This window comes from Streptomyces sp. MGP-BFMKR1, assembly GCF_057766585.1.
On the sequence record NZ_CM173408.1, the window covers coordinates 7,893,070 to 7,920,008 of the forward strand.

Annotated in this window: 14 protein-coding genes; 7 read left to right on the forward strand and 7 right to left on the reverse strand. The window is 71.1% G+C overall.

Going from position 1 to position 26,939, the window contains the following annotated elements:
* Positions 1 to 15: 15 nt before the first annotated feature.
* The 3 genes from AC3CHW_RS31555 to AC3CHW_RS31565 form a co-directional block, all read right to left on the reverse strand.
* Positions 16 to 8,034 (reverse strand): SDR family NAD(P)-dependent oxidoreductase, encoded by an 8,019-nt coding sequence (locus AC3CHW_RS31555; protein ID WP_488468739.1) that lies wholly within the window; start codon positions 8,032 to 8,034, stop codon positions 16 to 18.
* A 453-nt stretch (positions 8,035 to 8,487) separates the two neighbouring features.
* The gene (locus AC3CHW_RS31560; RefSeq protein ID WP_488471232.1) at positions 8,488 to 9,474 is read right to left on the reverse strand and encodes an AfsR/SARP family transcriptional regulator; all 987 of its coding nucleotides are present in this window, start codon (positions 9,472 to 9,474) and stop codon (positions 8,488 to 8,490) included.
* Between the two features lie 1,980 nt (positions 9,475 to 11,454).
* Positions 11,455 to 11,949 (reverse strand): DinB family protein, encoded by a 495-nt coding sequence (locus AC3CHW_RS31565; protein WP_488468740.1) that lies wholly within the window; start codon positions 11,947 to 11,949, stop codon positions 11,455 to 11,457.
* A 134-nt stretch (positions 11,950 to 12,083) separates the two neighbouring features.
* On the opposite strand from AC3CHW_RS31565, the gene AC3CHW_RS31570 reads away from it, so the two are divergent.
* The gene (locus AC3CHW_RS31570) at positions 12,084 to 12,284 is read left to right on the forward strand and encodes an Hsp20/alpha crystallin family protein (RefSeq protein WP_488468741.1); all 201 of its coding nucleotides are present in this window, start codon (positions 12,084 to 12,086) and stop codon (positions 12,282 to 12,284) included.
* Between the two features lie 93 nt (positions 12,285 to 12,377).
* On the opposite strand, the gene AC3CHW_RS31575 is transcribed toward AC3CHW_RS31570, so the two are convergent.
* The gene (locus tag AC3CHW_RS31575; protein ID WP_488468742.1) at positions 12,378 to 13,496 is read right to left on the reverse strand and encodes a fatty acid desaturase family protein; all 1,119 of its coding nucleotides are present in this window, start codon (positions 13,494 to 13,496) and stop codon (positions 12,378 to 12,380) included.
* 7 nt (positions 13,497 to 13,503) lie between these two features.
* Complete coding sequence (locus tag AC3CHW_RS31580; RefSeq protein ID WP_488468743.1) at positions 13,504 to 14,559, reverse strand: ferredoxin reductase; 1,056 nt, start codon at positions 14,557 to 14,559, stop codon at positions 13,504 to 13,506.
* A gap of 87 nt (positions 14,560 to 14,646) precedes the next feature.
* On the opposite strand from AC3CHW_RS31580, the gene AC3CHW_RS31585 reads away from it, so the two are divergent.
* Together AC3CHW_RS31585 and AC3CHW_RS31590 are read left to right on the forward strand one after the other, a co-directional pair.
* On the forward strand, positions 14,647 to 15,786 hold the full coding sequence (locus AC3CHW_RS31585) for a PucR-like N-terminal domain-containing protein (RefSeq protein ID WP_488468744.1): 1,140 nt from the start codon (positions 14,647 to 14,649) through the stop codon (positions 15,784 to 15,786).
* A 152-nt stretch (positions 15,787 to 15,938) separates the two neighbouring features.
* Positions 15,939 to 16,277: a thioredoxin family protein gene (locus tag AC3CHW_RS31590; RefSeq protein WP_488468745.1), complete on the forward strand. Its 339-nt coding sequence runs from the start codon at positions 15,939 to 15,941 to the stop codon at positions 16,275 to 16,277.
* A gap of 191 nt (positions 16,278 to 16,468) precedes the next feature.
* On the opposite strand, the gene AC3CHW_RS31595 is transcribed toward AC3CHW_RS31590, so the two are convergent.
* Entirely contained in the window at positions 16,469 to 16,867 is a 399-nt protein-coding gene (locus AC3CHW_RS31595; protein ID WP_398610198.1) for an ATP-binding protein, read from the reverse strand.
* 1,341 nt (positions 16,868 to 18,208) lie between these two features.
* Here AC3CHW_RS31595 and AC3CHW_RS31600 point away from each other — a divergent pair.
* A complete protein-coding gene (locus AC3CHW_RS31600) occupies positions 18,209 to 19,015 on the forward strand; it encodes a hypothetical protein (protein ID WP_488468746.1) in 807 nt (268 codons plus the stop codon).
* Between the two features lie 344 nt (positions 19,016 to 19,359).
* Here the strand turns inward: AC3CHW_RS31600 and AC3CHW_RS31605 are convergent, their stop codons facing one another.
* Entirely contained in the window at positions 19,360 to 20,136 is a 777-nt protein-coding gene (locus AC3CHW_RS31605; protein ID WP_488468747.1) for a LysR family substrate-binding domain-containing protein, read from the reverse strand.
* A gap of 105 nt (positions 20,137 to 20,241) precedes the next feature.
* On the opposite strand from AC3CHW_RS31605, the gene AC3CHW_RS31610 reads away from it, so the two are divergent.
* From AC3CHW_RS31610 to AC3CHW_RS31620, 3 genes are all read left to right on the forward strand, one after another.
* Entirely contained in the window at positions 20,242 to 20,634 is a 393-nt protein-coding gene (locus AC3CHW_RS31610; protein ID WP_176160429.1) for a DUF5997 family protein, read from the forward strand.
* Positions 20,635 to 21,379: 745 nt separating this feature from the next.
* Entirely contained in the window at positions 21,380 to 23,098 is a 1,719-nt protein-coding gene (locus AC3CHW_RS31615; RefSeq protein WP_488468748.1) for a PHP domain-containing protein, read from the forward strand.
* A 256-nt stretch (positions 23,099 to 23,354) separates the two neighbouring features.
* A complete protein-coding gene (locus AC3CHW_RS31620; protein ID WP_488468749.1) occupies positions 23,355 to 26,690 on the forward strand; it encodes a S8 family serine peptidase in 3,336 nt (1,111 codons plus the stop codon).
* The last annotated feature ends 249 nt before the right edge of the window (positions 26,691 to 26,939 follow it).

Consider the following 26,939-nt stretch of genomic DNA (forward strand, 5'->3'; position numbering starts at 1 on the left):
TCATGGGCTGAACGATTAGTTGTCACCGAGGGCCACCCGAACCAGGTCGTCCAGGTCCATCGCGTCGAGCCCGGCGTCCTGCTGCTCCGCCACGGGCTCCGCGGCGTGTCCGCCGTGCTCGCCTCCGGCCTCGGCGAGACCCAGCAGGGTCCGTACGAGACCGGCCTCCTGGAACCGGGCCAGCGGAATCGCCGCCAACGCCCGGCGGAACTCCGCCTCGTCCGGCTGGCCATCGGCCGCGGCCGGCCCGGGCCCGTCGGCACCGGACTCGGCGGCGTCATCGCCGGGGAAGAGTTCGGCCGCCAGGTAGCGCCCCATGGCGTTGGGGGTGGGGTGGTTGAAGATGAGGGTGGCGGGCAACTGTCGCCCCACCTCGGCACCGAGCCGGTTACGGAGGTCGAGCGCGGTGAGCGAGTCGACGCCGAGATCCAGGAAACCGCGCTCGGGATCGATCGACTCCGCCGTGGCGTGCCCCAGGACCGTCGCCACCTGGCGCCGTACCAGGTCAACCAGTGCCTGGCGGCGCTCATCGGGGGCCAGCTCCGCGAACCGACGCTCGACCGTCGCCGCCTGCGACCTGCCGGTCGCCGCCCGCAGCGGAGCCGGGGACGCCGCAGGAACCAACCGCCGCAGCAGCGCCGGCACTTCCGGCTGGGCGCGTAGTGCGGCGAAGTCCAGGACCGCGGGGACCAGCGCGGCCCGCCCGGCGCCCGACCCGCCGGCGACCGTCGGGCCGATCGCGGCCCGCGCGTCCGCATCGGCCCGCACCGCCATGTCGAACAGCGCGAGCCCCTGCTCGGACGGCATGGGAGCCAGGCCCGTGCGACGCAACCGCCGCAGGTCCGTCTCGCTGAGGTGGCCGGTCATCCCACCCGCCTCGGCCCACAGCCCCCAGGCCAACGCGAGGCCGGGCAGCCCGGTCGCGCGGCGGTGCCAGGCCAGGGCGTCCAGGAACGCGTTGCCCGCCGCGTAACTCGCCTGCCCCGCCTGACCGAGCGTGCCGGCCGCCGACGAGTAGAGCACGAAGGCCCGCAGGTCGTACGGGCGCGTCAGCTCGTGCAGATTCCACGCCGCGTCGACCTTGGGCCGCAGAACCGCCGCGAGACGCTCGGGTGACAGCGAGGCGATCACCCCGTCGTCGAGCACCCCGGCCGTGTGCACCACACCGGTCAGCGGGTACTCGGCAGGCACGGCCTCCAGGGCCGCCGCGAGCGCCGAACGGTCCGCCGCGTCGCACGCGACCACCACCACCCGCGCACCCCGCTCCACCAACTCCGCGCGCAACCCCTCCGCCCCCTCGGCGGCGAGGCCACGACGGCTGAGCAACAACAGGCTGCGAACGCCGTACTCGCCGACCAGATGGCGGGCCAGCATGCCGCCGAGCAGACCGGTGCCCCCGGTGACCAACACCGTGCCCGTGCCGTCGAACGGACTCACACCCTCCCCGTCAAAGCGCGCCACCCTAGCCAACCGTGGGGCGTACAACCGGCCCGCACGCGCCGCGAGCTGCGGCTCATCGACAGCGCCCGTCGCGAGCGCGCGCAGCAGGACCCGATACGAGTCGGGATCGTCATCCAGGTCAGCCAGCGCCAACCGGCCGGGGTGCTCCGAGCCTGCCGCCCTGATCAGCCCCCACAGCGGCGCCCGCGCCAGGTCCGTCACGTCGTCCTCGTCGCGTACGGCCACCGCCGCACGCGTGAGAAGCACCAGCCGCGAGCCCGCGAGCCGCTCCTCAGCCAGCCAGGCCCGCACCAGTTCCCCCACCTCACGGGCGGCCACGTGCGCGGCCTCCGCCACGTCGTCCGAGCCCGGCTTGCCAGCTCCAGACAGGCAGGGCACCAAGACCGTGTCCGGCACCGGACCGCCAGCGGTGACGGTGGCGATCAGCGCCCCGAGATCGCTCGCGACGCACGCCGGGGCCGCGTCCGCGAGGTCGGGGAGCAGCGCCGCGGGCCCCGCGAGAACGGGTCGCCGCGCGCCGTCCACCGGCGCCGGCTCGGTCGGCCCAGTCGTCTCCGCCGGGACCCACTCCACCTGGTACAGCGGGTTGTTCAGCCCGCTGGCCGTGGCCCGGAACTGCTCCGCGGACACCTCCCGCAACGTCAGCGCGTCGATGGAGACGACCTGCTGCCCCCCGGCGTCTGTCGCGAGCACCGAGACCGTGTCGGGCTCGGTCGGCGTCAGCCGTACGCGCAGGTCGGTGGCGCCGGTGGCATGCAGGGTCACTCCGCTGAAGCTGAACGGCAACCGCACCCGATCCGCGCCTTCCAACAGCGTCGCGTGCAGAGCCGCGTCCAGCAGCGCGGGATGCAGGTCGAAGCGGTCAGCATCGGCCTGTTGCGCCTCGGGCAGTTCGACCTCCGCGACCACGTCATCGCCCGCCCGGCCCTGCCGCCGCAACCCCTGGAACGCGGGCCCGTAGTCAAAACCGACCTCGGCCAGCCGCCCGTAGACCCCCTCAACCTCGGCGAGCGCAACCCCCTGCCCCGGCCACGCTCCGTCCTGCGGCGCTCGCCCCTTCGCCGACACGACTCCCACCGCGTGTTGCACCCACGCACCGTCATCCGCGCCCTCTGGTCGGGTGTGGATGGTGAGGGGGTGTTGTCCGGTGGTGTTGGGGGTGCCGATGTGGATTTGGAGGTGGTGGGGTTGGTGGTGGGTGAGGGTGAGTGGGGTGTGGAGGGTGAGTTCTTCGATGTGGTGGAGTCCGGTGTGGTGGGCGGTGTGGAGGGCGAGTTCGAGGAGTGCGGTGCCGGGGAGGAGTGGGGTGTTCCAGAGTGCGTGGTCGGTCAGCCAGGGGTGGGTGTGGGTGGAGATGTGTCCGGTGTAGAGGGTTTCCTGGCTGGTGGCGAGGGTGGTACGGGTGAGCAGGAAGGGGTGACCAGTTGAGTCATGGCCGAGGCGGCGACTGGGTGAGGAAGCAGGGAGCCAGTAGCGCTGGCGTTGGAAGGGGTAGGTGGGGAGGTTTGGGTGGTGGTGGGTTGGGTGGGGGAGGGTGGTGGTCCAGTTGATGGGTGTGTGGTGGGTGTGGAGGTGGGCGGCGTGGGTGAGGAGTTGGGTCCAGGTGCCGTGGTCGCGGCGGAGGGTTCCGGTGATGGTGGCGGGGTGGTTGGTGTGGTCGGTGATGTCGTGGAGTGGTGCGGTGAGGATGGGGTGGGGGCTGATTTCGATGTAGGTGGTGTGTCCGTTGTTTAACGCTGTGGTGGTGGCGTGGGTGAGGAGTACGGGTTGGCGGAGGTTGGTGTACCAGTAGTCGGCGGTGAGGTGGGTGGTGTCGAGAGCCTGACCGGTGGTGGTCGAGTAGAACGGGATGTCGCTCGTTGTGGGCTTCAGGTCTGCTAGTTGGTTGAGTAGTTGCTCGCGTACGGGTTCGACGTGGGGGCTGTGGGAGGCGTAGTCGACGTTGATGCGTCGGGCGTGGATGTTGTGCTGTTCGCAGTGTTGGAGTAGGTCTTCAATGGCCGTGGTGTTGCCGGCGATGACGGTGGTGTGGGGTCCGTTGTGGGCGGCAATGTGGAGTTCTTGTCCCCATGCTCCGGGGAGTTGTTGGGTTGCTTGGGGTGTGAGGGTGAGGGAGGCCATGGTGCCGTGGCCGGTGAGGGTGGTGTGGATGGCTTGGCTGCGGAGGGCGGTGATGCGTGCGCCGTCTTGGAGGGTGAGGGCTCCGGCGATGACGGCTGCGGGGATCTCGCCCTGTGAGTGGCCGATGACGGCGGTGGGTCGGACCCCCAGCGATTCCCACACTCGGACCAGCGAGACCATCACGGCGAACAGTGCGGGTTGCACGACATCGACACGTTCGATGGGCTGGCCGTTGGTCAACACGTCCGTCAACGACCAGTCGACGTAGGGCGCCAGGGCGTTCTCACACTCGGCTATCGACTGCCGGAAGACCTCGGAGGTGTTCAGGAGGTCGGTGGCCATGCCGGTCCACTGTGAGCCCTGGCCGGGGAAGACGAAGACGGGTCGGCTGTGGTTTCCCTGCCCCGTCACCACGCTCGGATGTTCCTCATCGTTCGCGAGAGCGTGGAGCGCGTCGAGGAGGTGGTCGCGGTCGCGGGTGAGGAGGACGGCACGGTGTTCGAGGGTGGCTCGGCTGGCGAGGAGCGCGTGGGCGATGGCGTACGGAGGCGTGTCCGGGTGCTCTTCGACGTACGTGGCGAGCTGCGCGGCCTGGGCGCGGAGGGCTTGGGGGTCGCGGGCGGAGAGAACAATCGGCACGATACCCGTCTCCACCGGCGCACCCGCGTCCTTCGGAACAGGCTCGCTTTCCGGGGCCTCCTCCAGGATGACGTGGGCGTTGGTGCCGCTGATGCCGAAGGAGGAGACGGCGGCCCGGCGTGGCCGGCCTGTCTCGGGCCACTGGCGCTGCTCGGTGAGCAGGCGTACGGCGCCGGACTCCCAGTCGACGTGGGGCGTGGGCTCATCCACGTGCAGCGTGCGGGGCAGTATGCCGTGGCGCATGGCTTGGACCATCTTGATGACGCCGCCGACGCCGGCGGCGGCCTGGGTGTGACCGATGTTGGATTTCAGCGAGCCCAGCCACAGGGGTCGGTCGACCGGTCGTCCTTGGCCGTAGGTGGCGAGCAGGGCCTGGGCCTCGATCGGGTCACCGAGCGTGGTGCCCGTACCGTGCGCCTCCACCGCGTCGACCTCGTGTGCGGCCAGTCGCGCATCGGCCAGCGCCTGTCGAATGACCCGCTGTTGGGCTGGGCCGTTGGGCGCGGTGAGGCCGTTGGAGGCGCCGTCCTGGTTGGTGGCCGAGCCGCGCAGTACGGCGAGCACGGGGTGGTTGTTGCGGCGCGCCTCGGAGAGGCGTTCCAGTACCAGGAGGCCGACGCCCTCGCTCCATCCGGTGCCGTTGGCCGAGGCGGCGAAGGCTTTGCAGCGGCCGTCGGGGGAGAGGCCGCGTTGTCGGCTGAACTCGATGAACATGCCGGGCGCGGTCATGACGGTGGCCCCGCCGGCCAGGGCCATGGTCGTCTCGCCGCGACGCAGTGACTGGGTGGCCAGGTGCAGGGCGACCAGTGAGGAGGAGCAGGCGGTGTCCACGGTGATCGCCGGGCCCTCAAGGCCGAGCACGTACGACAGCCGCCCGGACAGCACGCTGACGGTACTGCCGGTCAGCACATGGCCCTTGACCTCCTCGGATGCCAGGTGCATCCGCTCGCCGTAGTCCTGCGTCATCGCGCCTATGAACACCCCGCTCGGGCTGCCGCGCAGGGACGTCGGATCGATACCGGCGCGTTCGAGCGCCTCCCAGGCTGTCTCCAGGAGGAGCCGTTGTTGCGGGTCCATCGCCAGTGCCTCGCGCGGCCCGATGCCGAAGAAGCCCGCGTCGAACTGGTCGGCGTCGTGCAGGAAGCCGCCTTCGCTGACGTACGTCGTGCCGGGTTGGTCCGGGTCGGGGTCGTACAGGGCCGCCACGTCCCACCCCCGGTTCACGGGGAACGGGGAGATGGCGTCCGTACCCTCGGTGACCAGCCGCCACAGGTCGTCCGGTGTGCTGACGCCACCGGGGAACCGGCAGCTCATCGCGACGATGGCGATCGGCTCGTCGGCGTCAGCCGCGACCGGGGCGGTGTGCACGTCAACGACCTCGGGCCCCGGATGTAGCAGCGCGCCGTGCAGGTACTCGACGACGGCCTCGATCGTCGCGTGGTCGAAGAGCAGGGTCATCGGCAACGGCAGCCCCGTCGCCGTCACCAGTCGGTTGCGTACCTCGACGGCGGCCACCGAGTCGAGCCCGAGTTCCCTGAACGACCGCCGGGCATCGTCGGCGTCCAGGACAGGCCCCCCGCACACCGCGCTGACCTGGGAGTACATCAGCTCAGTCAGCCAGGCGCGCTGTCCGTCGGCCGGTCGTGCGGCCAGCTTCCGCCGGAGCCGGTCGGCGGGTCCGCCGTCACCGACCGCGGCCTGTCCGGCCGCCACGTCCGCTGCGTCCGCCGCGTCCGCTCCGAACGGGTACGTGGGCAGCCGCATCCGCCGGGCGTCCGAGCCCTGGAACACGACGCTCCAGTCCACCGTGACCCCGCGCACATGCAGCTCCGCCAGGGACCGCAGGAAGGTGGGCACGCCGGGTTGGTGGCGGCGCAGGGAACCCACCACGGTGGCGTGCGCGCTCAGCCCCTCGTCCTCCAGCGTCTCCTGGACCCCGGCGAGCAGCACGGGGTGCGGGCTGACCTCCACGAACGTCCGGTGGCCGGCGGCCAGCAGAGCCCGGGTGGCCTGCTCGAACCGGATCTCCCGGGTGATGTTGCGCTGCCAGTACGGGCCGTCAAGGCCGACGGTGTCCTGGCGGTCCCCGGTCAGGGAGGAGTAGAAGGGCACCGTCGACGTACGCGGAGTGAGCCCGGCCAGGCCGCCGAGCAGGAGTTCCCCGTCGAGGCGCAGCGTGGGGGAGTGCGCCGGGAGGTCGTTGCTGAGCCGCTTGGCGCGTACGCCGTCGGCGATCAGCTCGGCCAGCAGTTCGGCCACGGCCTCCCGGTCGCCGCTGAACAGGACCGAGCGGGGACCGTTGGAGCCCGCGAAGTGCAGCCGGTCGCCGTCCCACCGACCCAGCCGTCGCTCGATCTCCTCGCGGGACGCCAGGGCGGAGGCCAGATCGCCGTCACCGGTCGCCCCGGCCTGTGCCTGGCTCCACAACGCGACCACCTGGGCGGCTTCCTCCAGCGTGAGCGCCCCGGCGACATGGGCCGCGGCGATCTCGCCCAGGCTGGCGCCCACCACCGCGGCCGGCTCCAGGCCGCAGGCGCGCCACAGTTCGGCGAGCGAGACCAGGACGGCGAACAGGACGGGTTGGACGACGTCGACGGCCCGCATCGCGGGGGCGCCGGGCGCCTCGCGCAGCACCTCGTGCAGGTCCCAGGGCACGTGCGGCTCCAGCGCGTCCGCGCAAGCGCGCATGTGCCGGCGGAAGACCTCGGAGGATTCCAGCAGGTCCAGGGCCATCCCCTGCCAATGGGGGCCCTGCCCGGGGAAGACGAAGACCGGGCGCTGTTCCGTCCCGCCCTCGGGCTCCTCGTCCCTGTCGTGGTCGGTGGCGCTGACGACCATGGCGTCGAAGGCGCCGTCGGCCACCGCGCGCAACCCGCGCAGGGCGTCGGTGCGGCTGGCGGCCAGCACGACGGCGCGCCGCGCGAGGGCGGTCCGGGTGCTGACCAACGACAGGCCGAGATCGGCGAGACCGAGTGCCGGGGAGCTTTCGACCAGCCGGTGCAGGGCTCTGGCACTGGCTCGTAGGGCTGCGTCGCTGTGCCCGGAGAGAACGAGCGGGACCAGCGGCGCGGTCCGGAGCGTGACGCCGTCCGGGCTCGCCGGGGCGGCGGCCGGCCGGGGCCAGTCAGGCGCCGGGAGCGCGCCGACCAGGGCGAGCGCCTCGCCCACGGCGCCCCGTGCACCGAACTCGGCGGCAGGGACGGCTGCCGTGCTGCCTGGCGCCCCGGTCGCGGTGCGGCCCCGGGTCGCCGCAGCGCCCTGTGTCCCGCCCTGCGTGGGGACGTCCTCGGCCGTGTCGTCAGCGGGCAGGGCGCCGTACGCCCGGTCGCCGTCCCGGATCGCCCGTGAGCGCTGCTTGAGCACCAGGGTGAGGCCGCCCGCCCCGTCGGCGTCAGACGGGATCGCGCCGACGAGGGCCCGATCGATGTCGCCGCGCCGCAGCCGGTCGGTGGCGTGCGCCAGGGCCGTACGGAGGGCGCGACGGTCCAAGGTTCCAGAGTCGGCCAAACCCACCGTGGCCTGGAAACCGTCCAGGTGGAGCCCGTCGGCGACGAACTCCGCGAGCCCGTCCCCGGCCGCGACGAGGAACACCCCGGTCCGGCCGCCGGGGAGCCTACCGGGCACGATCCCGCCGTCCTCCAGAGCGGCCCACGCGAGCCGCAGGGCCAGCGACCGGTCGGCGGTCAGCTCGGCCGTCGCCGGGAGGCCGAAGAACGCGCGGTCGTCGTCCCAGCTGAGCGGAGCGCCGACACCCTGGTGAGTGGCGAGTCCGACGATGACGACGGGATCGGCTTGGCGGCTTGTCTGGGGCACGGGCTTCCTCATCGACTCGTCTCACCCATCCGGTGCACCGGGCAAGGTGCTGACTCCTGAGCAATGGATTCCGTGGCGGGGGCAGGTGCCGGGGCCGGCCTGTCACCTGGCAGGTCATACGGCGTCAGCCGTGACCGCTGGGAGAAGTTCTGAGTCGTTGTCAGAATCCCGATCTCCGGGCCGTGCCCCGTCGCACGCCCACCCCCGTCGCCTGCGGCGATCACTCGCCTCGCGCGTGGGTGCCGACGGTGGGGTCATGGCTCCCCGGGTCGCTCCCAAGCGCTGAACCACACCTTGCCACGGCGCTCTTGGAGTGACCTTGGAACCAACTTGGAGCGATCTTGGGCCCGTCAAGCGCGAACGACGCTGGCCCGCCCCGAGGGCCCGCCGCGAGGGGCGGGGCCGTGCCGGGGCGGGCCAGCGTCGTTCGTGGCCCGCGTGGGGAGCGGGGACTTACGGAGTCGGGAACACGGAGACGTTCGAGGCCCGGGAGCCGAGGCCGGAGCCTCGGCGCTCGGACGTCGGCTCGCCGCACAGAACCCGTCGGAACAGCCGCTGCAACTCCTCACCGGGGTCGATGCCGTACTCGTCCGCCAACACCCGGCGCGCGCGGTGGTAGGTGTCGATCGCCTCGGCACGGCGGCCCGCGCTGCACAGCGCGCTCATCAGCAACAGGTGGAAGCGCTCACGGGTCGGGAACCGGGTGCTCAGGGCCGACAGCTCGGCCGCTATCACCGAGATGTCACCGGGCTCCGCCAACCGTGCCTCCCAGTAACTCTCCAGGGCGAGCAACCACAACTCCTCGAACCGGGCCGCCACCTGCGCCCCGAGCGAGTAGTCGCTGACCTCCGGATGAGCGCACCCGCGCCGCAGGGCCAGGGCCCGTTCCAGCGTGCGGCACGCCTGTTGCGGCGTCCCCTCCGTCAGCAGGCGCCGGCCCTCCCGCATCAACTGCTCGAAGCGCACCGCGTCGATGCTCTGCGGGTCTGCCGCGAGGACATAGCCCGTCGCCTCGCGCCGTAGGACGTTGTCCCGGCTGCGGGGTGGTCGGTGCGGCTCCAACGTCCGCCGCAGGTTGGATACGTAACTGTGCAGGTTCGCCATGGCCGCGCTGGGTGCCCTGTGCGGCCAGACGGCCTCGGTGAGCTGTTCCGCCGTCATCGGATGGCCCGGCGTGAGGAGCAGGGCGGAGAGGACGGCTCGCTGCCGGGCCGAGCCGAGGTTTACCGGACTGTCGTGAACACTTACTCCGACCGGACCAAGGACGTGGAAATGCACTGGATAATCCACGGTCGAAAAGACCCCCGAATGTAGTCCATAGGAACCTGATAACGCGACGCGCAGACAGCGACGCCGTAACGTCTGGTCATGTGTTCTTCCCCAATGGCTGCCAGCGTACTGACGGGGACGTGAAAGTGAAGGTCTGGAGTTGTCGCTCATCTGCTGATATGGCGCGGCACGCTGACTGTCGGTGGTCGCCCGAGCCGAGCGCACTCCCACCTTGCTGACCTGCGACTTCAACGATCCGTTCGGGCGTCGGGAAGCGAGACCGGAGCCGTCGCCGGGCGCGGTGAACGGCGTTTGCGCGATCAAACATCGATGTGCAGAAGAATTGTTTATTTGTTGGATCTGAGGCTCCCTGGCGTCGCGCCGAACCGCGTTCGGGGAACTGTTTCGCTACGGCGTCCGGCATACCGCTGGTAACGCCGCCCGCGTTTACTCGGGAGTAACGCGTTGGCGGGGTGGGTCGCCTCCAGCTTGGCGCAAAAACGCCTTCTCTTCACGCCCTCGCGGGCCCGCGTCCTGGGGGTCGGCACGCGCCGCTCGGGCTGGTTCGCGCCGGGACCGCCCGTGCTCGGATGCTCGTGAGCGCTTGGTCTGGACCGCGGGTAAGGGCTGGTGGGTCGCCCGCCACGCGTCGCCTGCGGTCGTGCCCGGGGGCGGAGCGGCCGGGGCCCGGAGGGCGGGTGCCCGAAAGGGGTCAGGTTCCCGCGGTATGGCCCGCGTGGTGCGGTGCGCTTTCGGGACACTTGGTAAGTGCTGTTGGCATAGTGCATGGCTTCGCTTTTCCTTGCCCGATTGGGCTCTGATGGCACGGTGAAGAGACGAGCTTCCTTTCCGGCGGAAGGCGGAGTAAACGAGTTCGCTGCTTTTCTCTCGTTGCGCACGAGAGGCTGCTAGTGTCGAATGTTGCGCTGTCCCGCTCCGGAAAAGCGGAGAAGGGAGAAGCGCGTGAGTCACGGGGGAGAATTCCGGCGTGCGGATGAGGGCGGGAGCGAAGGGAGGATCGTCGGCGAGCAAGGCGATCGTACGGAGGAATCCGCACCCCGCCCTCGCTCATTTCCTCGGGCGGGTTCGCCAGGGAGAGACGTGACCTTCTCCTCCACCGCGACGGTGCCGCCCCTCTTCCGCTGATCGCGACGAGGCTTCGACTTCGCGGCGGATCGGGATGTCGTGCCGGCCCTCCGTCGCGCGCGCTGGCGGTGGAGAGTCAGGCGCGCGACGCCAGCCGGTGCTGCTTCGGCGACCGTCGCGTCGACTGGTGAGCGAGCTGCCTGGCGGCCTCGCGCGTCACGCGATGTTCACGGCTCGGCGTCTCAGTGGGTCGCGGGTTGGCCGCCGAACCCGAATGGAGACAATGCGACCATCTTGCCGCGCGGATTACCCAATTCGCGTGGATAAAAAGGCAGTTGCTCCTCACCCGCACTCAATGTGCTCCGACGTGAGCGGCAACGTCATCGGCCGCGCGTCCCCCACCCATCAGTGCAATGCCCGTTTCGGCCCCGTGCAGCGCCCGAAATATCGTGGACTGTGCCCGAGCGTCACCTCAAGGGAAAAGGGTGTTTGGTCACCGAACCTGCGCAGTCACGGCACTTTTCGGGACTGAAGCGACAGGATGGTCGGATGTGGCCAACGTGACGGTTGTCGCCGGTAGCGATACGCCCTGCCCCGCAACGCGGCCCCCATTGCCCGAACCCGTCGCCGCACAGAGCCGCATGCCGGCACCCGGCATTCACCTCCAAGCCTGACCACGTGTGCCATGCGAGAACGGCCGGGACCGCGCACCGAGTTCGCGGGACGGTCAGGCACGGCTGCCCTTCCGCGAACCGCCCCGCGCGAGGGACGAGTCCCGTACGGTCGCCGGGCCGAGGGCGGTTGAGGCTGGTCGAAGGAGCGCGATCCGCGCGCCACGGGAGTGGCGATCCGGCCAAGCCGCCAACCGTTACGCGGCTTCGGCGTCGCCCCGAAGGACGTCACGTACGCCCGCGGACTCGCCTCACCGGACGGCGTTGTGGCTGCTGCCCACACCTGCGCTTATGGGCTGTGCCACGACGCGCCCTTCCGGGGTAAGCGACCTGCCGACCAGGCCGCCCAGGCCGAGCGGCGGTCGGCCCGGACGGCAGGGCGCCCAGGTTGATGTCAGTCCCACGGGTGATCGCCGGTTGCTCCGTCGATGAGTTCGCGCACGATGTCCATGTGGCCGGCGTGGCGCACGGTGTCCTCGATCATGTGGATCAGCACCCAGCGCATGGACACCGTGTGGCCGTTCCAGGAGGTGCCCAGGGCGTCGAGCCGGAGTTCCTCGATCGCCGAGTCGGCGGCGGCGCGAGCACGGCCGTAGAACTCCACGATGTCCGCCGTGGCCTCATCCGGTCCCACGCTCATGTCTTCCGTGGAGGGGTCGAACCAGAAGGGCTCGGTCTCGCGTCCGAACGCCGTGCAGAACCATCCGTACTCGACGGTCGCCAGGTGCTTCACCAGGCCCAGCAAGGTGGTTCCCGACGGAGTCATCGGCCGCCGCAGCGCCTCGTCGTCGAGGCCGTCGAGCTTCCACAGGACCGCGTCGCGGTGGCGGTCGAGGCTGGCGCGCAGGCTTTCCTTCTCGCCACCGGTGTAGGGCACGATCTTGGTCATCCGTGGAACGTAGCAGTGAGCACTGACAGTCCCGGTTGGGGCGGGGCCGGCGTCGATTCCGGCGGCAACGCGACGGGGAGGGGGCGCTGGCGGTCCGCTGCCGGGTGTGCCGGACCAGCGAACGCCCGGAGTCCGTGAGTGCGGAAGGTGGCTACCTCGTCCTCCCCCGCGAGCCGAGCGATCCGGTGTGGGACCCGTTCCGGGAGAACCAGGTCACCCTGCCGCAGGCCACCGACGAGGAGCACGTCACCGCCGACCTCACCGACGGTGTCCTCACCGTCGAGGTCCCCAAGGCGGAGCAGTCCAAGCCCCGACGCATCGAGATCACCGGCTGACCCGGCCCCGCACGGGTCAGTCGTCGAGCCCACCCATCCGGGCGGGCTCGACGGCCGGTACGGCCGGCCGCAAGGCCCGACCCGTACCGGGAATCAGGCCGCGACGAGCTCCCGCTCGCGGATCGGGGCCTTGAGCGTGGGCTTCCTGTTGGGCAGCGAGAGCCGGAAGACCTTGTGCCACGCGGAGAACACCTGCTTGGGCAGCGGCCCGGTGACGTACTCCAGCTCGTACTTCTCGAACAGCGCGCGCACCTTCACCGCGACCTCGGCGTACCGGTTGCTCGGCAGGTCCGGGAACAGGTGATGCTCGATCTGGTGCGACAGGTTGCCGGTCATGAAGTGCATGGCCTTGCTGCCGCTGATGTTCGCCGAGCCCATCATCTGGCGCAGGTACCACTGGCCGCGCGTCTCGCCCTTGATCGACCGGCGCTCGAAGACCTGCACGCCCTCGGGGAAGTGCCCGCACATGATCACCGAGTGGGACCAGATGTTGCGGACCAGGTTCGCGGTGAAGGTGGCGGCGAGCGTGGGGAGGAACGACGGGCCCGACAGTAGCGGGTGGATCAGGTAGTCCTTGAGCACCTGCTTGCGGATCTTGCGGCCCACGGCCCTGGCCCGCGCGCGGAACTCCGGGTTCTTGCGGCGGCGCTTGCTCAGGTTCTTGCCGAGTTCCAGGTCGTACGCCGCGATGCCGTACTCGAAGAAGCAGGCGTTGACGAAGTTCCACAGCGGCTGGCCGAGGTACAACGGGTGCCACTTCTGGTCCTCGTCGACGCGCATGATGCCGTAGCCGAGGTCGTTGTCCTTGCCGATCACGTTGGTGTACGTGTGGTGCAGCTCGTTGTGCGAGTGCTTCCACTGGTCGGACGGCGAGACGTGGTCCCACTCCCAGGTGGTGGAGTGGATCTTCGGGTCGCGCATCCAGTCCCACTGACCGTGCAGGACGTTGTGGCCGATCTCCATGTTGTCCATGATCTTCGCCACGGACAGACCGGCGGTGCCGAGCAGCCACGCGGGCCGGAAGCGCGAGAACAGCAGCACGCCCCTGCTGGCCAACTCGAGCTTGCGCTGCGCCGAGATGACCTTGCGGATGTAGGCGGCGTCTTTCTCGCCGCGGCTGGCGATCACCTCGTCGCGGATCGCGTCCAGCTCGCGCCCGAGCTCCTCGATCTGCTCCGCGGTCAGGTGGGCGGTGGGGTCGATGGCGGTCAAGGTGTTCCTACCGTTCGATGTTGCAGGAGCCCGCCGCGGCGGACACGCAGGTCTGGATGAGGACGCCCGGCTCGGCCTCGGTGATCTCGCCGGTACGCAGGTCGCGGACGGCGCCCGACCTGAGCGGCGTGACACAGCCGAAGCAGATGCCCATGCGGCACCCGGAGGGCATGAGCACACCGGCCTCCTCGCCGACGTCCAGCAACGGCGTGGCGCCGTCCGCGTTGACGGCCTTGCCGGTGGTGCTGAACGTGACCTCGCCGCCGTCGCCGGCGGCGACGATGCTGGGGCGGAAGCGTTCGGTGTGCAGGCGCTCAGGAACGCCGTGGTCGGCCCAGTGCTTCTCGGCCGCGTATAGCAGGCCGGCGGGCCCGCACGCCCAGGTCTCGCGCTCGGTCCAGTCGGGGACGAGTGCGTCGAGACGGGCGATGTCGAGCATGCCGTCCGTGTCGGTGTGCACCTCGGTGAGCCGTAGCTTCCTGTCCGCGACCAGGTGGTGCAGTTCGTCGCGGAAGATCACGTCCCGCGGCTGAGGCGCGCAGTGGACCATGACGACGTCGTCGAACTCGATGTCGCGCAGCATCCCCATCACGGGCGTGATGCCGCTGCCGGCCGTCAGGTAGAGCACCTTGGCGGGTTTGGCCCGCGGCAGCACGAAGTCACCGGTCGGCTGGTCGAGGTGGATCAGCGTGCCCGGCTTGGCCCTGCGGACCAGGTGGTTGCTGACCTTGCCGTCCGGGATCGCCTTCACGGTGATCGTGACGCGGCCGTCCTGGCGGTTCGTCGGCGAGGTGATGGAGTAGGCACGCCACAGGCGTACCCCGTCGACATCGACCCCGAGCCGCACGTACTGACCGGCCACGTGGCCGCGCCAGCCCCGTCCCGGCCTGATCACGATGGTCGCGGCGTCACGCGTCTCGGGGCGCACGGCCTCGATGCGCCCCCGCAGGTCGGCGCCCGCGCGCAGCGGGCTGACCAGGTCGAGGTAGTCCGATGGCACCAGCGGCGTCGTGACCATCTCCAGCAGTTTCCACGCCCTGCTGCGGAGGGCTGCACTCGTCATCCCTCTAGCTTGCTGCGCCTCAGGGCGTAAAGTCCTGACCGTAGGACGTAAATCTGGTCGGCTGAATTGTTCGCAGGGAACAAAAACATGAGCCATGCACTCCGGAGGGCCAGCGAACTGGCCCTGGATGAGACGACGGTCACCGCACTTCGGGCCGCGCTGACGACCACCGCCGACGAGGTCGTCCAGGCGATCATCGACGAGGTCCCTTCCTACGCCAACGCCCTTTCGGGGCACATGGGCAGCACCATCCGGGGAGCCGTCCGCACCGCCCTGGGACACTACCTGGACCTCGCGAGCGGGAACGCCACCGGCGGCGACGCCGGTGACGCGGCCTACGAGCTGGGCCGTGGCGAGGTGCGCGACGGCCGTTCGATGGACGCCCTCCTCAGCGCCTACCGCGTCGGCGCCCGGGTGGCCTGGCGGTGTCTGGCGGCGGGTGCCGTACCCGCGGGCCTGCCCGCCGCCGAGGTCGCCAAGTTCGCGGAGCTGACCTTCGCCTACATCGACGAGCTCTCCGCCGCGAGCGCCGCCGGTCACGCCGACGAGCTGGCCGCCCAGGGCAGGGCCCACGAGCGCCACCTGGAACACCTGGCCCGCGACCTCCTCGCCGGCGCGAGCCCGGACGCGCTGCTGGTCTCCGCGCAACGGGCCGGGTGGCAGCCTCCGGTCTCGCTGACCGCGGTCCTGCTGCCCGCCGCCCAGACCCGGCCCGCCTACCGCGCGCTCGACCCGAGCACCCTCGTCCTCGACGACCTGCCGGACGCCACCGGCGTGCTGCTCGTCCCCGACGCCGACCGCTCACGCCTCCTGCGGCAGCTCACCGAGCGCACCGCCGTGGTCGGCCCGGCCCGTCCCTGGACCCGCGCGTCCGCCTCGTACGCGCGAGCCGCACACGCGCGCTCCCTCTCCCCTGATATTCGCGACACCGAGGACCACCTGCCCGAGCTGGTGCTGAGCGCCGACGCGGACGCGTTCGCGGACCTGCGTGCCCGGGCCCTCGCACCGCTGCGGACCGTGCCTGTCGCGACCGCGCGGCGGTTGGAGGAGACGTTGCGGGAGTGGCTGCTGCACCAGGGCAGGCGGGACGAGGTGGCGGCGGCGCTGTTCGTCCATCCCCAGACGGTCCGGTACCGGATGGCGCAGCTGCGGGAGCTGTTTCCGGATCTCGCGTCGCCACAGCGGGTCCTCGAACTGACGCTGGCGGTCGGTCTCCGGGCCGACTGACGCGTACTCCGATAGCCCACGACCGCGTCCGGGAGCGGCCCAGGAGCCGGGCCTCCCTTCCGGCAGGCGACCGGGCGACCGGCCGGGCCGGGCCGGCCACCGCGCGAGGGATGATGGGGAGGGAATGCCGGAACGCGAGGTCAGGAGCTTCCATGGCGAAGCGGGTCCACCGCCCCCGCGAGGACGCGGAGTTCGCTTTCATCCTCGGGATGAGCAGGGTTCCGGTCCTCGCGTACTTCACCGGGACGTGGCCCAAGGCCATCGAGCCCTGCCGGGAGATGGACCTGGTCGTGGGCGCCATCGCCGACGACCACGCGGGCCGCCTGACGGTCGTCCGCGCCGACATCACGCGCTGTCCGGCCGCGACCGAGCGATACGGGATCACCGGCGCCCCGTCCTACGTCCTGCTGAAGGAGGGGGAGGCGGTGGCGCACGGCACGGGGCTGATGACCCACACCGAGGTGCGGGAGTTCCTGAACGGCCACGTATGAGCGGGGGCCGCCGCGGCACGTGGTCGCGACGCCCGTCGCGTCTCGGCTGCGGGAGCCGCGCCGCCTGAGACACCTTGAGGCTGAGACACCCCACAGGTCACGTATCGGCGTCGAGCGCCACCGTGACAGCTCGGGTCGTACGCGGACAGGGCGTGGTGACCGACGCGTCGCGCGGCTCCTGCGCTGGCACGTCAGCGCGCCGCGCGGGGGAGGAGGGCGCTGACGGTCTTGCCGCCGGACGCGGTGGGGGAGAGCGAGATGGCGCGGGCGAGGCGGTTGACCATGGGCCAGCCGAAGCCTCCGGTGCCACCGTTCAGGTCGGGGATGCGCATGCGTGGCGCCCGCGGGCTGGGGTCGCGAACGGCCACCTCGATGCTGTCCGGATGGGCGGTCAGCTCCAGGACGCAGGTGCCGCCGCCGTGGCGCAGGGCGTTGGTGACGAGTTCCGAGACGACCAGGATCACGGCGTCGGCGTTCTCGGTCGCGACCGGGACCGTGAGCCCTGCGAGGAAGGCCCGGGTGCTCTCACGTGCGCCGGCTATGAATGTCGCCGAGCGGACGGGTACGACGGTGACGCTCATCGTGTCCATCAGGCCACCTCTGGTCTCTGCGTCGTCATGCCTGGTCGTTCCGCCTGGGCAGTTCTTGTGCCCGACCTGAGGCCCGGCAACCCTGCCGCGTCACCGCTCAAGACCGACTTCCTCACCACCGAGCGCACGAAAATCTATGCTGGCTGGAGTAGACATTGCCTCGTGGTGTGGTTATGGTTTTTCTCGTAGCCAAGGAAGTCAGCAGGGCCTGGCAGAGACGAACTGCCAGGCGGTGGTTGGTAAGACGGTGCGGTGGCGGAGTTCCGAAGCCAGGGTTGTTGCGGAACGGCGACGGGACTGGCGACCGCACCGGGTGGCCCGCAGTGATCAGGGGCCGCCATGAGCAGTACCGCGGTATCCGAACAGTGCGGTTGGCAGTTCCCAGCAGTGAATGCAGAGAGCAGCACCTCGGTGAAGGCGTCGGCTGCGGGCGCGCGCACCGGGAGGTTCGGCAGTGGGGTTCCAAGCCAGAGCAGACGCAGGACGGGCGACGGGGCTGGCTGTCGAAGGGTGGTGCTTTCACCGGCCACCGAGCAGTTGGCAGGAGCAGATACGCAGTTGATCACCGAGGGAAGAACGGAGGAGCCAGACGCCATCAGGATCGCCCGGGCGGAAGTCTTGGAGCCCGGGTACCGCAGGACATCGATAGTGAGGTGGTCTCCGGTCAAGCAACCGCGATCCCCGCGCCCCCGACAGGTTCCCCGTCGGGTCAGCGGAAACAGAAGGCCGGCGCGGTATCCGAGCCGGCAGATGGTGTAGCAGTTCCTTCGGGGCCCTGGTGTCACAGACACCAGGGCCCCTCCACGCGTCCCACGGAGACGCTCGGTGCGCTCGGCGGCCGATGCCTCGTGGGCGGGCACGAGGGCCCCCCGCCGACCACGCCTTCACCCGTACACCCGGGTGCCCGGGTGCCCGGGGGCCCGGGGGCTGGGGGAGGCAGGGCTCGAAGACCCGCGGTAACAGCCGAGCCCGTGGCCAGTGGTGACGCGTGCCGGTGATGCGTCCTGGGGCGTACGGGTTGGTCACCCGGCAGGGGGACAGGGGTCGTTCCGCGGGGTGACGCCGTGCCGCCATGGTCGGTGCGAGAGTCAACGCATGGTCAGTGCGGCAGTGACGACGAAGGCCCCTGGGCGCGGGTGGCGGCAGCGGTGGCCGCGCTGGGTGGGGCCGGCTGCCGTGCTCTGGGCGGCGGGGTATGCCGGCTTTGGCCTAGTCTGTGCGCTGAGGGGCACGCCTCTGCTGTACCTGGGGCAGACTCCGGGGCCCGCCGCGCTGGGCTGGGTGGTCGTGGTGGTCGGGTCGGTCGCGGCGGTGACATGCCACGCGGTGGGGCGGCTGGGAATGCGACCAGCGCTGCGGTGGGTGCTGTGGGCGATCTGTCTGCTGGCCGGGATCGCCGCGTTCGGCCTGCTGATGGACGTCGTCACGCTGACGTTCGGCCAGGGGGTGGACAGCGCTGTGGCCGCGACGCACCACGCGCTGGCGGCGGTGGGGGTCCCGCTGCTCGCGGCCACGGCCCGATCCGCGCGCCGCCCGTCCGAAGTGACCGTCGCGCCCCCTCCTTCCGCCGCCTCCCACCCGGTCCAACTCGTCTCCTGGGCCGGATCGCTCGCCTTCCTTCCGTACGCGGCGATGAAACTGACCTGGAGCACCGGCGGTACGTTCGCCGGGATGTCCGGCGAGGAGATGCTCGCCGTCTCCGAGCACAACGGCGCATCGGGCATCTGGCTCACGCTGGAGTCCTGGGGCTTGGACGGCACCGTGCTGCTGGCCGCGCTCGGCGTCTTCCTGTTGTGGGGCCTGGTGCGTCCGTGGGGCCATGTCTTCCCGCGCTGGACGTGGCGGCTGAGCGGTCGGCGCGTCCCGCGCTGGCTCCCCCTTACCCCGGCCCTGATCGGCGCCGCCACCCTGGCCCCGTACGGGGTGCTCGGGGTCGGCTACGCGACTCTGGCCACGGCCGACGTGGTGACGATGCCGCAAGGCGACTTCCACTCCCCGGGCGACGCGCTGCTGGTCGCCTGGATCGGCCTGACCGCGTTCGCGGTGTACGGGGTGGCGCTGACCATCGCCGCCCGCTCGTACTGGACGCGCACCCGCCCCCTGCGACGGGAACACCCGGAAGCTTTGCCTGTGCCGTCATCCGGATAGTGGGGCGACGCGGCGACCCACCACGCGACGTGTCGGCGAACAACGCCTGACTCGCCACCCGATGTCAGTCGTGGGGTACCAGCGGGAGATACCAGGAGCACGGGCGCATTTCGACTCGCCGCCTAGCTGCGCGCCCCGAAGGCGCCTGACGCGTGACCTCCTTGGTCAGACACCCTCCTCCCGCCCGCAGAAGCCCTCAAACGCCAGGTGCCCGGCCGTCCCGACGCGTCCGGCCGCCCTCGACCGGCCGGATCGCGACGCGGGTGTCGGTTCCCCGACAGAGAGGGGCCGGCCGTTCACCGTCCCCCTGGTCGCTGGTCGCTGGTCGCTGGTCGCCGCAGGCGCTACGGCCTGCGGCGGGGCTTGCCGCCCTTCGCGCCGCCGGAGCCGCGGCGTGCGTTCTTGGCGGACGGCTTGCCCGCCGTCCTGCCGGCGCCCCTGCCTCCGGCGGGCTGCTGCCGTCGCGTGCCGCCCTTCTCCGGGCGCTTCGCCTTCGGCTCGGGCTCGGTTCGGCGGCCCCGGGTGCTGTTGACGGTACGGCCGCGGACGATGCCGATGAGGTCCTCCACCAGGTCCGTCGTGGCCTCCTGGGGCCAGGACAGCGCTACGCGGGAGGTGGGCACGTCCGTGATCGTGCGGTACGTGAGATCCCTGCGGTGGTGCAGCCGGGCCAGGGACTGCGGGACGATCAGTACGCCGATGCCCGCCGCCACCAGTTCGACGGCGTCGGCGGTCGTGGCGGGGCGCCCGACAGCAGGGCGTCCCGGCGGCTGCTCCCAGGCCAGGGTGTCGTCCAGCGGGTGGAGCACCACTTCCTCGGCGAGGTCGGTCACGGCCACCTCGTCGGCCGCCGCGAAGAGGTGGTCCTTGGGGATGACGACCACCGTCGTCTCCTCGTAGAGGGGGATCGCGCTGAGGTCGTCCCCGTCCACCGGAAGCCGAACGAACCCCGCGTCGGCCTCGCCCCTCCGCAGGGCCTCGCAGACCTCGGCGGCCGGCACCTGGTGGAGGGTGAGGGGGATGTGCGGCAGCCGCTCGTTCCAGATGCGCACCCACTTCGAGGGCGTCACCCCGGGTACGTAGGCGAGCCGGAACGCGGGAGAGTCTTCCGAGCCTGTCACCTCGCCAGACTACCGGCCGTAGTCACCGACCGACCCACCGGAGGGCAGGGCCGGCGCCGAGACCTCGTGGTCAATGCTGGCTCATTGGCTCGTTACCCTTAATCCATGAGCCAGACCATGAAGCCCGCCACCGCGGCGAAGAAGCTGGGTGTGTACCTCGAGGCCACCCCCGCCGAATTTCAGGAGGGCATGGTCTCGCGCACCGAGCTGAACGCCCTCCAGGCCGACCCGCCCCAGTGGCTGAGCGACCTGCGCCAGAACGGCCCACACCCGCGCCCCGTCGTCGCGGCCAAGCTGGGCGTCTCCGTGTCGGGCCTCGCCCGCGGCGGCGTCACCGAGCCCCTCACCACGCAGCAGATCGACGCGCTGAAGGAAGAGCGGCCCGAGTGGCTGGAGCGCGAGCGCGCCACGCAGGCCGAGGTCCGCAACGAGGCCGTCCGCCTGAAGGCGAAGAAAGCGGAGCAGGCGGAGAAGGCGGCCCAGGCCGCAAACGGCTGAACACGGGGCGAGCGCGCCACGCCATCTCCCTCGGCTGCCGCCTGCCATCGCCGCCCGCCATCCGCCGCCCGTCGCTCGTCGTCTGAGGCCGGACGGGCCCCGGTCCGGCAACGCGCCGTGAGCTGGTGCCGACCGGGCTTGGGCCCTGGAGAAGCCCGCCAGAGTTCTCGTACCGCCTACCGCCGTGGTTCGCGTACAGGGCTCGGCTCGCGTACGGGCGCAGCCGAGGTCGCGCGCACAGTCCGCGTGCGGGCGGCGGACCGCACCAACCGGGTGGGGCGAGCGTTGGTGAGCCCCGGCCGATGTACTACTCCGACGCTGGCTCACGAGATGCCGCGGGGTTCTCCGCACCGCGTTGGGGTGCTATCGGGCTTCCCCGCAACGCTGTTGAAGCCTCTTGGGGCCCGTGGTTGAGGAGTGGGCTTCACTCCGGAACCACCTGTCGTCGGCGCGGGCCTGCCCGCCGCCCTCGGCGACAGTCGCCGGGTCGGCTCACGCCGGAGAGTGGGCCCTCCGAGGGTTGGCCTGTGCCCCGACGGCCCCCGGCACCCGGCACCCGTTGAGCTCCAGGCAGTCGTGACCAGTGGTGATGCCCTGATCACGAGCCACGCACCCAGCGCCCCCCGTGACCGGCACTCCACAGGGGGAATCCGCGAAATTCGTCCCTGATTCACCCGGTCGTTTCGTGATCCAGAAATCCTCCTCTTCACACGAAATGTTCCTAGGCGACGGAGAACCGCACGTCATGACCCACCCTGTGCCCGAATGGGCCGACCCCCAGGTGCCCGCGGAATCGCTCGACCCGCAGGGGCTCAGCCGTCGAGGGTTGATGCGTCGCGCCGGCCTGTTCGGGGCGGGGTTCGCCGCCGCCTCGCTGCCCCTTCCCGCGCTGGCCGACGGGCACGGGCGCGGGCACGGGCGCGGGCAGGGCGGGGGACACGGTCATCACGGCCCCGGCCACGGTCACGGCGGGCACGGCCACGCCCCCAACCTGGTCTACCTGGTCGGAGACCACCACAACCACACCGTCTACAGTCACGACGCCAAGTACACGTTCTCCCACATAGCCTCGGCCGGGCGGAAGTTCGGCCTCGACTGGATGGTCTTCACCGAGCACAGCAACATCGGCCACGCCACGTTCGGTGCCGCGCGGGAGCACCGCGAGATCCTGCGGGCCCGTGCCGAGAACAGGCGCATGCTGATCTTCCAGGGCCTTGAGTGGTACATCCCCGGTGCCGAACACTGCACCGTCTTCTCACCGCCCGGCCGACACGAGGTCGACCTGCTCACCCGCTTCGAGGAAGCCTTCGACGGCAAGCTGCTCGGGTACACGGCCGGCGGCCCGAACCACCCCGACACCCCGCGCAACGAGGCGCACGCGATCAAGGCCCTCAAGTGGCTGGCCGAGCAACGTCGCACCCGGTACGTGGACGACGTCCTGGTCCTCGCCAACCACCCCATGCGGCTCGGCATCGACTCCCCGCACGAGCTGCGCGGCTGGCGCGACGCCGCCCCTGACATCATGATCGGCATGGAGGGCGCACCCGGCGCCCAGGCAGGCGCGATCCCCGGCTGGCACGCGGACACCAACGTCCGCGGCGAGTACACCAACTCGCCCTCCGCGGACTCCTGGCCCGGCTATCCGCGCGAGGCGTACGTCACCTACGGCGGCTTCGACTGGGCGACCGCGACCGTGGGCGGCATGTGGGACGCGATGCTGGCGGAGGGCAAGCTCTTCACCATCACCTCCAACTCCGACGTCCACCGCGTCGCCCAGGACACCTGGGTCAACGGTGACTGGCAGCCCGGGCAGAACTTCGACAACACCGGCCGCCTCCCCGACCCGTACAACACCACCGAACCGCAGCCCGGCGGCGACTTCTGGCCCGGCCAGTTCAGCCGCACGCACGTGGGGGTCACCCGGTACGGCTACCGTCACGTGATGGAGGGGCTGCGTGCCGGGCGGGTCTGGGTCGACCACGGCCACCTCATCGACGGCATCGACGTCAAGGTGCGCGGCGAGCGCGGCAACAGTGCCACCCTCGGCGGCCGGCTGCGGGCCCGGCGAGGCGAGCGGCTCACCCTCACCGTGACCGTGACCGCGGCCTCCCGCCGCAACCCGTACGGTGTGCTGCCCCGTCTGCAACACGTCGACGTCATTCGCGGAGCGGTCCGCGGACCGGCCGCCGACCGCGACGACTGGCGAGCCCCGGACACCCGGGTCGTCCACACCTCCGACGTACTGGGCCGCCGCGGTACGTACACCCTGCGCATCCCGGTCGGGCGCGCTGACCACCCGTTCTACCTGCGGCTGCGCGGCAGCGACGGCAAGCGTCACGGCGCGGGCTTCCTCGGCACGAGGATCGACCCCCACGGCCCGCTTCCCCACGAGCCCGGCAAGGGTGACCCGTGGCTCGACACGTGGTTCTACACCAACCCGATCTTCGTGGACGTCACACGCTGACGGCCGGAACCGCTTGCGCTGCTGGAGCGCGAGCACGAGTCAGTGGTGTTCGACGCCTCCCCGGTAGACGGCCTGCACACGACACGGGCGCCCCTGACGCGAACCATCGCCGTCGCGTTGCCTCGCGTCGCGGACACTTCACGTACCTGCCAACTCAAGCGATGTGCAAGGTGAGTTGGCACATACTTCCCATGCATGCACGGCATGCGGGGGGCCTATGAGGCCCTTCCCGTGAACTGTCCTCACTGGGGGAAAGTTGCGTACAGGCAAACAGGCACTACGGGTCGCCGGCGTGGCCGTCACCGCGGCCACCGCGCTCGTGGCGGGGCTGACCACCCCGTCCGCCGCGACCCAGGAAACACGCACCGCCACGTCCGACACCCAACGCGTGGAGAACACCCACCGCACCGGAACCGCCCGCACCTGGGTCACCCTCGTCACCGGTGACCGGGTCGCGGTCGACGCCAAGGGCCGCCCGGCGACCTTCCAACCGGCCGAGGGGCGCGAGCACATCCCGGTACAGGTGGAGCGGCGCGGCGGGCACGCGTACGTGATCCCGCGTGACGCCCGGCACCTGATCTCCCGGGGCACGGTGGACCGGCGACTGTTCGACGTGACGACGCTGAGCCGGCCGGAGTACGTGGCCAGCCAGCGTGCCGGGGTGCGGCTCATCGTGGCCTACCAGGGCGAGCGGCCCGCCGCCAAGGCGAAGCTTCGGGCCGCCGAGGGCACGAAGGTGCGGCGTTCGCTCCCGGTGCTGGGCGCCGACGCGGTGACGGCCTCGCCCGAGCACGCCTCGGCCGCCTGGGAGGCGCTGACCGACGCGCCCCGCGGCACCTCGCACCGTACGGCCGCCCCCGGGGTGGCGAAGGTGTGGCTGGACGGTATCCGCAAGGCCACGCTCGACAAGAGCGTGCCGCAGATCGGCGCGCCCGCGGCGTGGAAGGCCGGTTACGACGGCAAGGGCACCAAGATCGCCGTGCTGGACACCGGTGTCGACCAGACACACCCGGACCTGGCTGGCCAGCAGGTCGCCGAGAAGAACTTCACCGACGCCGTCGACACCAAGGACCGCATCGGTCACGGCACGCACGTGGCCTCCATCGCGGCGGGCACCGGCGCCAAGTCCGGCGGCAAATATCGAGGCGTTGCCTCCGGTGCGAAGATCCTCGACGGCAAGGTACTGAACGACGAGGGGTTCGGCGAGGACTCCGGGATCGTCGCGGGCCTGGAGTGGGCGGCGGCCGAGAAGGCCGACGTGGTCAACCTCAGCCTTGGCGGGGCCGACGCGCCCGGCCTCGACCCGCTGGAGACCGCGGTCAACAAGCTCTCGGCCGACCACGGCGTCCTCTTCGTCATCGCCGCGGGCAACGAGGGCGAGCTGGGTTCCAGCACCGTCAGCTCCCCGGGCAGCGCGGACGCCGCGTTGACCGTGGGCGCCGTGGACAAGGCGGACAAACTGGCCGACTTCTCCAGCAGGGGCCCCCGCCTCGGTGACGGCGCCGTCAAGCCCGACGTGACCGCGCCCGGTGTGGACATCGGCGCCGCGGCGGCGCCCGGCAGTGACATCGCGGGCGACGGCACCCCGGTCGCCGACGGTTACGTGGCCATCTCGGGCACCTCCATGTCCACCCCGCACGCCGCCGGCGCCGCGGCGATCCTGGCCCAGCAACACCCGGACTGGAGCGGTGAGCGGATCAAGGCCGCGCTGGTCGCTTCCACGACTCCCGGCGCGTACGGCGCCTTCGAGCAGGGCACCGGCCGCATCGACCTGCGCCAGGCCATCACCCAGACGGTGATCGCCGAGCCCCTCTCGCTCTCCCTCGGCCAGCAGCAGTGGCCGCACCACGACGACAAGCCGCGGAGCGGGAAGCTGACCTACCGCAACCTGGGCAGCACGCCGGTCACCGTGGACGTGGCGCTGACCGGTACGGGCCCCGACGGAAAGCCCGCCCCCGCCGGCTTCTTCACCGTGGCGGACCAGCGGCTCACCGTGCCGGCCCAGGGCACGGCGAGCACGTCCGTCATCGCCGACACCCGGCTGGGCGGCACCGTTGACGGCGCGTACAGCGCGCGGGTGACCGCGACCGCCGGCCGGCAGGCGGTGCACACCGTCGCCACCGTGGATCGCGAGGTCGAGTCCTACGACGTCGACCTTCGGCACCTGGGCCGGGACGGCAAGCCCGCGCAGACCTTCCGTAGCGGCCTGGTCGGGACCAGCGGTCTCGCCGAGGGCTGGCTCGGCGAGACCCTCCAGGACGCCACGCTGCGCCTTCCCAAGGGTCACTACGTGCTCAATGGCTCGATCGAGGGAGCCGACGGGAGCACCGACTGGATCGTCCAACCCAAGCTGGTCGTCGACAAGCAGTCCACGGTGACGCTCGACGCGCGTACCACGAAGCCGGTCGACCTGACGGTCCCGGACCGCAAGGCCGCCTCGCTGGACGCCCACGCGGACCTCACCGTCGTCGCCGAGGGGTGGGGTATCGGCGTCGGCTGGATGGGGGACTCCTTCAAGCGCCTCAGGACCGCACACCGGGGCCCCGCCGTCCCCGCTGGTGCACTGCTCCAACAGTTCACCAGCGCCTTCCGCCGAGGTGGCGGCGACAACCCCTCGTACTACCTGAGCTACGGCGTTTCCCACGCCAAGGTGACGACCGGGTTCGTCCGACACGCCAAGCCCGCCGACCTCGCCAGGATCAAGGTCACGCTGGGTGCCTCGGCCCCGAAGAAGACCGGCATCCTGTCCGTGAGCCCCCTCTTCAACGACCTGAACCAAGGCGAGGTCGCCCCCATCGGCGGCGAGCTGCCGCACACCTCGACGCTGTACGTCAACGCCAAGGGCCCCCGCTGGCAGCTGCTCCTGCAACAGTTCGACGCCCAGGGCGAGGACGACGCCTACTACGTGACCGACGAACTGCGCCTGTCCCCGGGCAAGTCCTACGCCCAGCGCCTCAACACCGGCGTGTTCGGCCCGGGGTTGAGTGATACGGACGGCATCTTCCGCCAGGGTGACGACCTCTACGGCTCGCTCCCGCTCGTGGCGGACGGTGCGAACAACTACGGCACCTCGACGTTCGAGACCGTGCGGACCACCCTCTACCGCAACGGCAAGAAGGTCGGCAGCAACACCGACCCGCTGACCGGTGACGAGGCGTTCACGGTGCCCGCCGGGCCGGCGAAGTACCGACTCAGCACCAGCGTCAGCCGCACCAAGGCCGCCGGCGTCTCCACCCGGGTCACCGGGGACTGGACCTTCTCCTCCCAGCAATCCACCGACCAGGTGCGACTGCCCGCCTCAGTGGTGCGCTTCACCCCCACCCTGGCGGCCGACAGCACCGCCAAGGCGGGCGCGACGCTCAAGGTCCCGGTCACGGTGCAGGGCTCGGCCGCCGGCAAGAACCTCAAGTCGCTGGCGGTGTACGTCAGTTACGACAAGGGCGCGCACTGGAAGAAGCTGGCCGTCAGCGGCGGCAAGGTGACCGTGAAGAACCCGGGCGCTGGCAAGAGCGTCTCGTTCAAGGCGCACGCCAGCGACAAGCAGGGCAACACGGTGAGCCAGACCATCCAGGAGGCGTACCGCACGCGGTAACCCCTCCCACACGACGGCCCGCCGGCCAGCGCCCGCTATCCCGGCGGGCCGTCGCCGTACGCCTGCCCACGCCGCCGACGCGGGCGAGGGCGCAGCGCCCCTCGTGTGCGCGGGTGGGCCCGCGCCCGATGCGCGAGGGGAACGCCGCCACTGGGGCCGCGCTGACCGTGCGTCGCGGCTCGGTGCTGCACGGCGCCTCCGGGTGGGCGCGGCGAGCGGCGTATGAGGCAGGGCGAAGGATCGACGGCA

What these genes read in the sequence shown, in the direction of transcription:
- AC3CHW_RS31615 (WP_488468748.1), top strand. Translation starts at nt 21,380, where the DNA reads ATGACCCACCCTGTGCCCGAATGGGCCGACCCCCAGGTGCCCGCGGAA.
- AC3CHW_RS31560 (WP_488471232.1), bottom strand. Translation starts at nt 9,474, where the DNA reads ATGAGCGACAACTCCAGACCTTCACTTTCACGTCCCCGTCAGTACGCT.
- AC3CHW_RS31600 (WP_488468746.1), top strand. Translation starts at nt 18,209, where the DNA reads ATGCGACCAGCGCTGCGGTGGGTGCTGTGGGCGATCTGTCTGCTGGCC.
- AC3CHW_RS31610 (WP_176160429.1), top strand. Translation starts at nt 20,242, where the DNA reads ATGAGCCAGACCATGAAGCCCGCCACCGCGGCGAAGAAGCTGGGTGTG.
- AC3CHW_RS31580 (WP_488468743.1), bottom strand. Translation starts at nt 14,559, where the DNA reads ATGACGAGTGCAGCCCTCCGCAGCAGGGCGTGGAAACTGCTGGAGATG.
- AC3CHW_RS31595 (WP_398610198.1), bottom strand. Translation starts at nt 16,867, where the DNA reads ATGGACACGATGAGCGTCACCGTCGTACCCGTCCGCTCGGCGACATTC.
- AC3CHW_RS31590 (WP_488468745.1), top strand. Translation starts at nt 15,939, where the DNA reads ATGGCGAAGCGGGTCCACCGCCCCCGCGAGGACGCGGAGTTCGCTTTC.
- AC3CHW_RS31585 (WP_488468744.1), top strand. Translation starts at nt 14,647, where the DNA reads ATGAGCCATGCACTCCGGAGGGCCAGCGAACTGGCCCTGGATGAGACG.
- AC3CHW_RS31565 (WP_488468740.1), bottom strand. Translation starts at nt 11,949, where the DNA reads ATGACCAAGATCGTGCCCTACACCGGTGGCGAGAAGGAAAGCCTGCGC.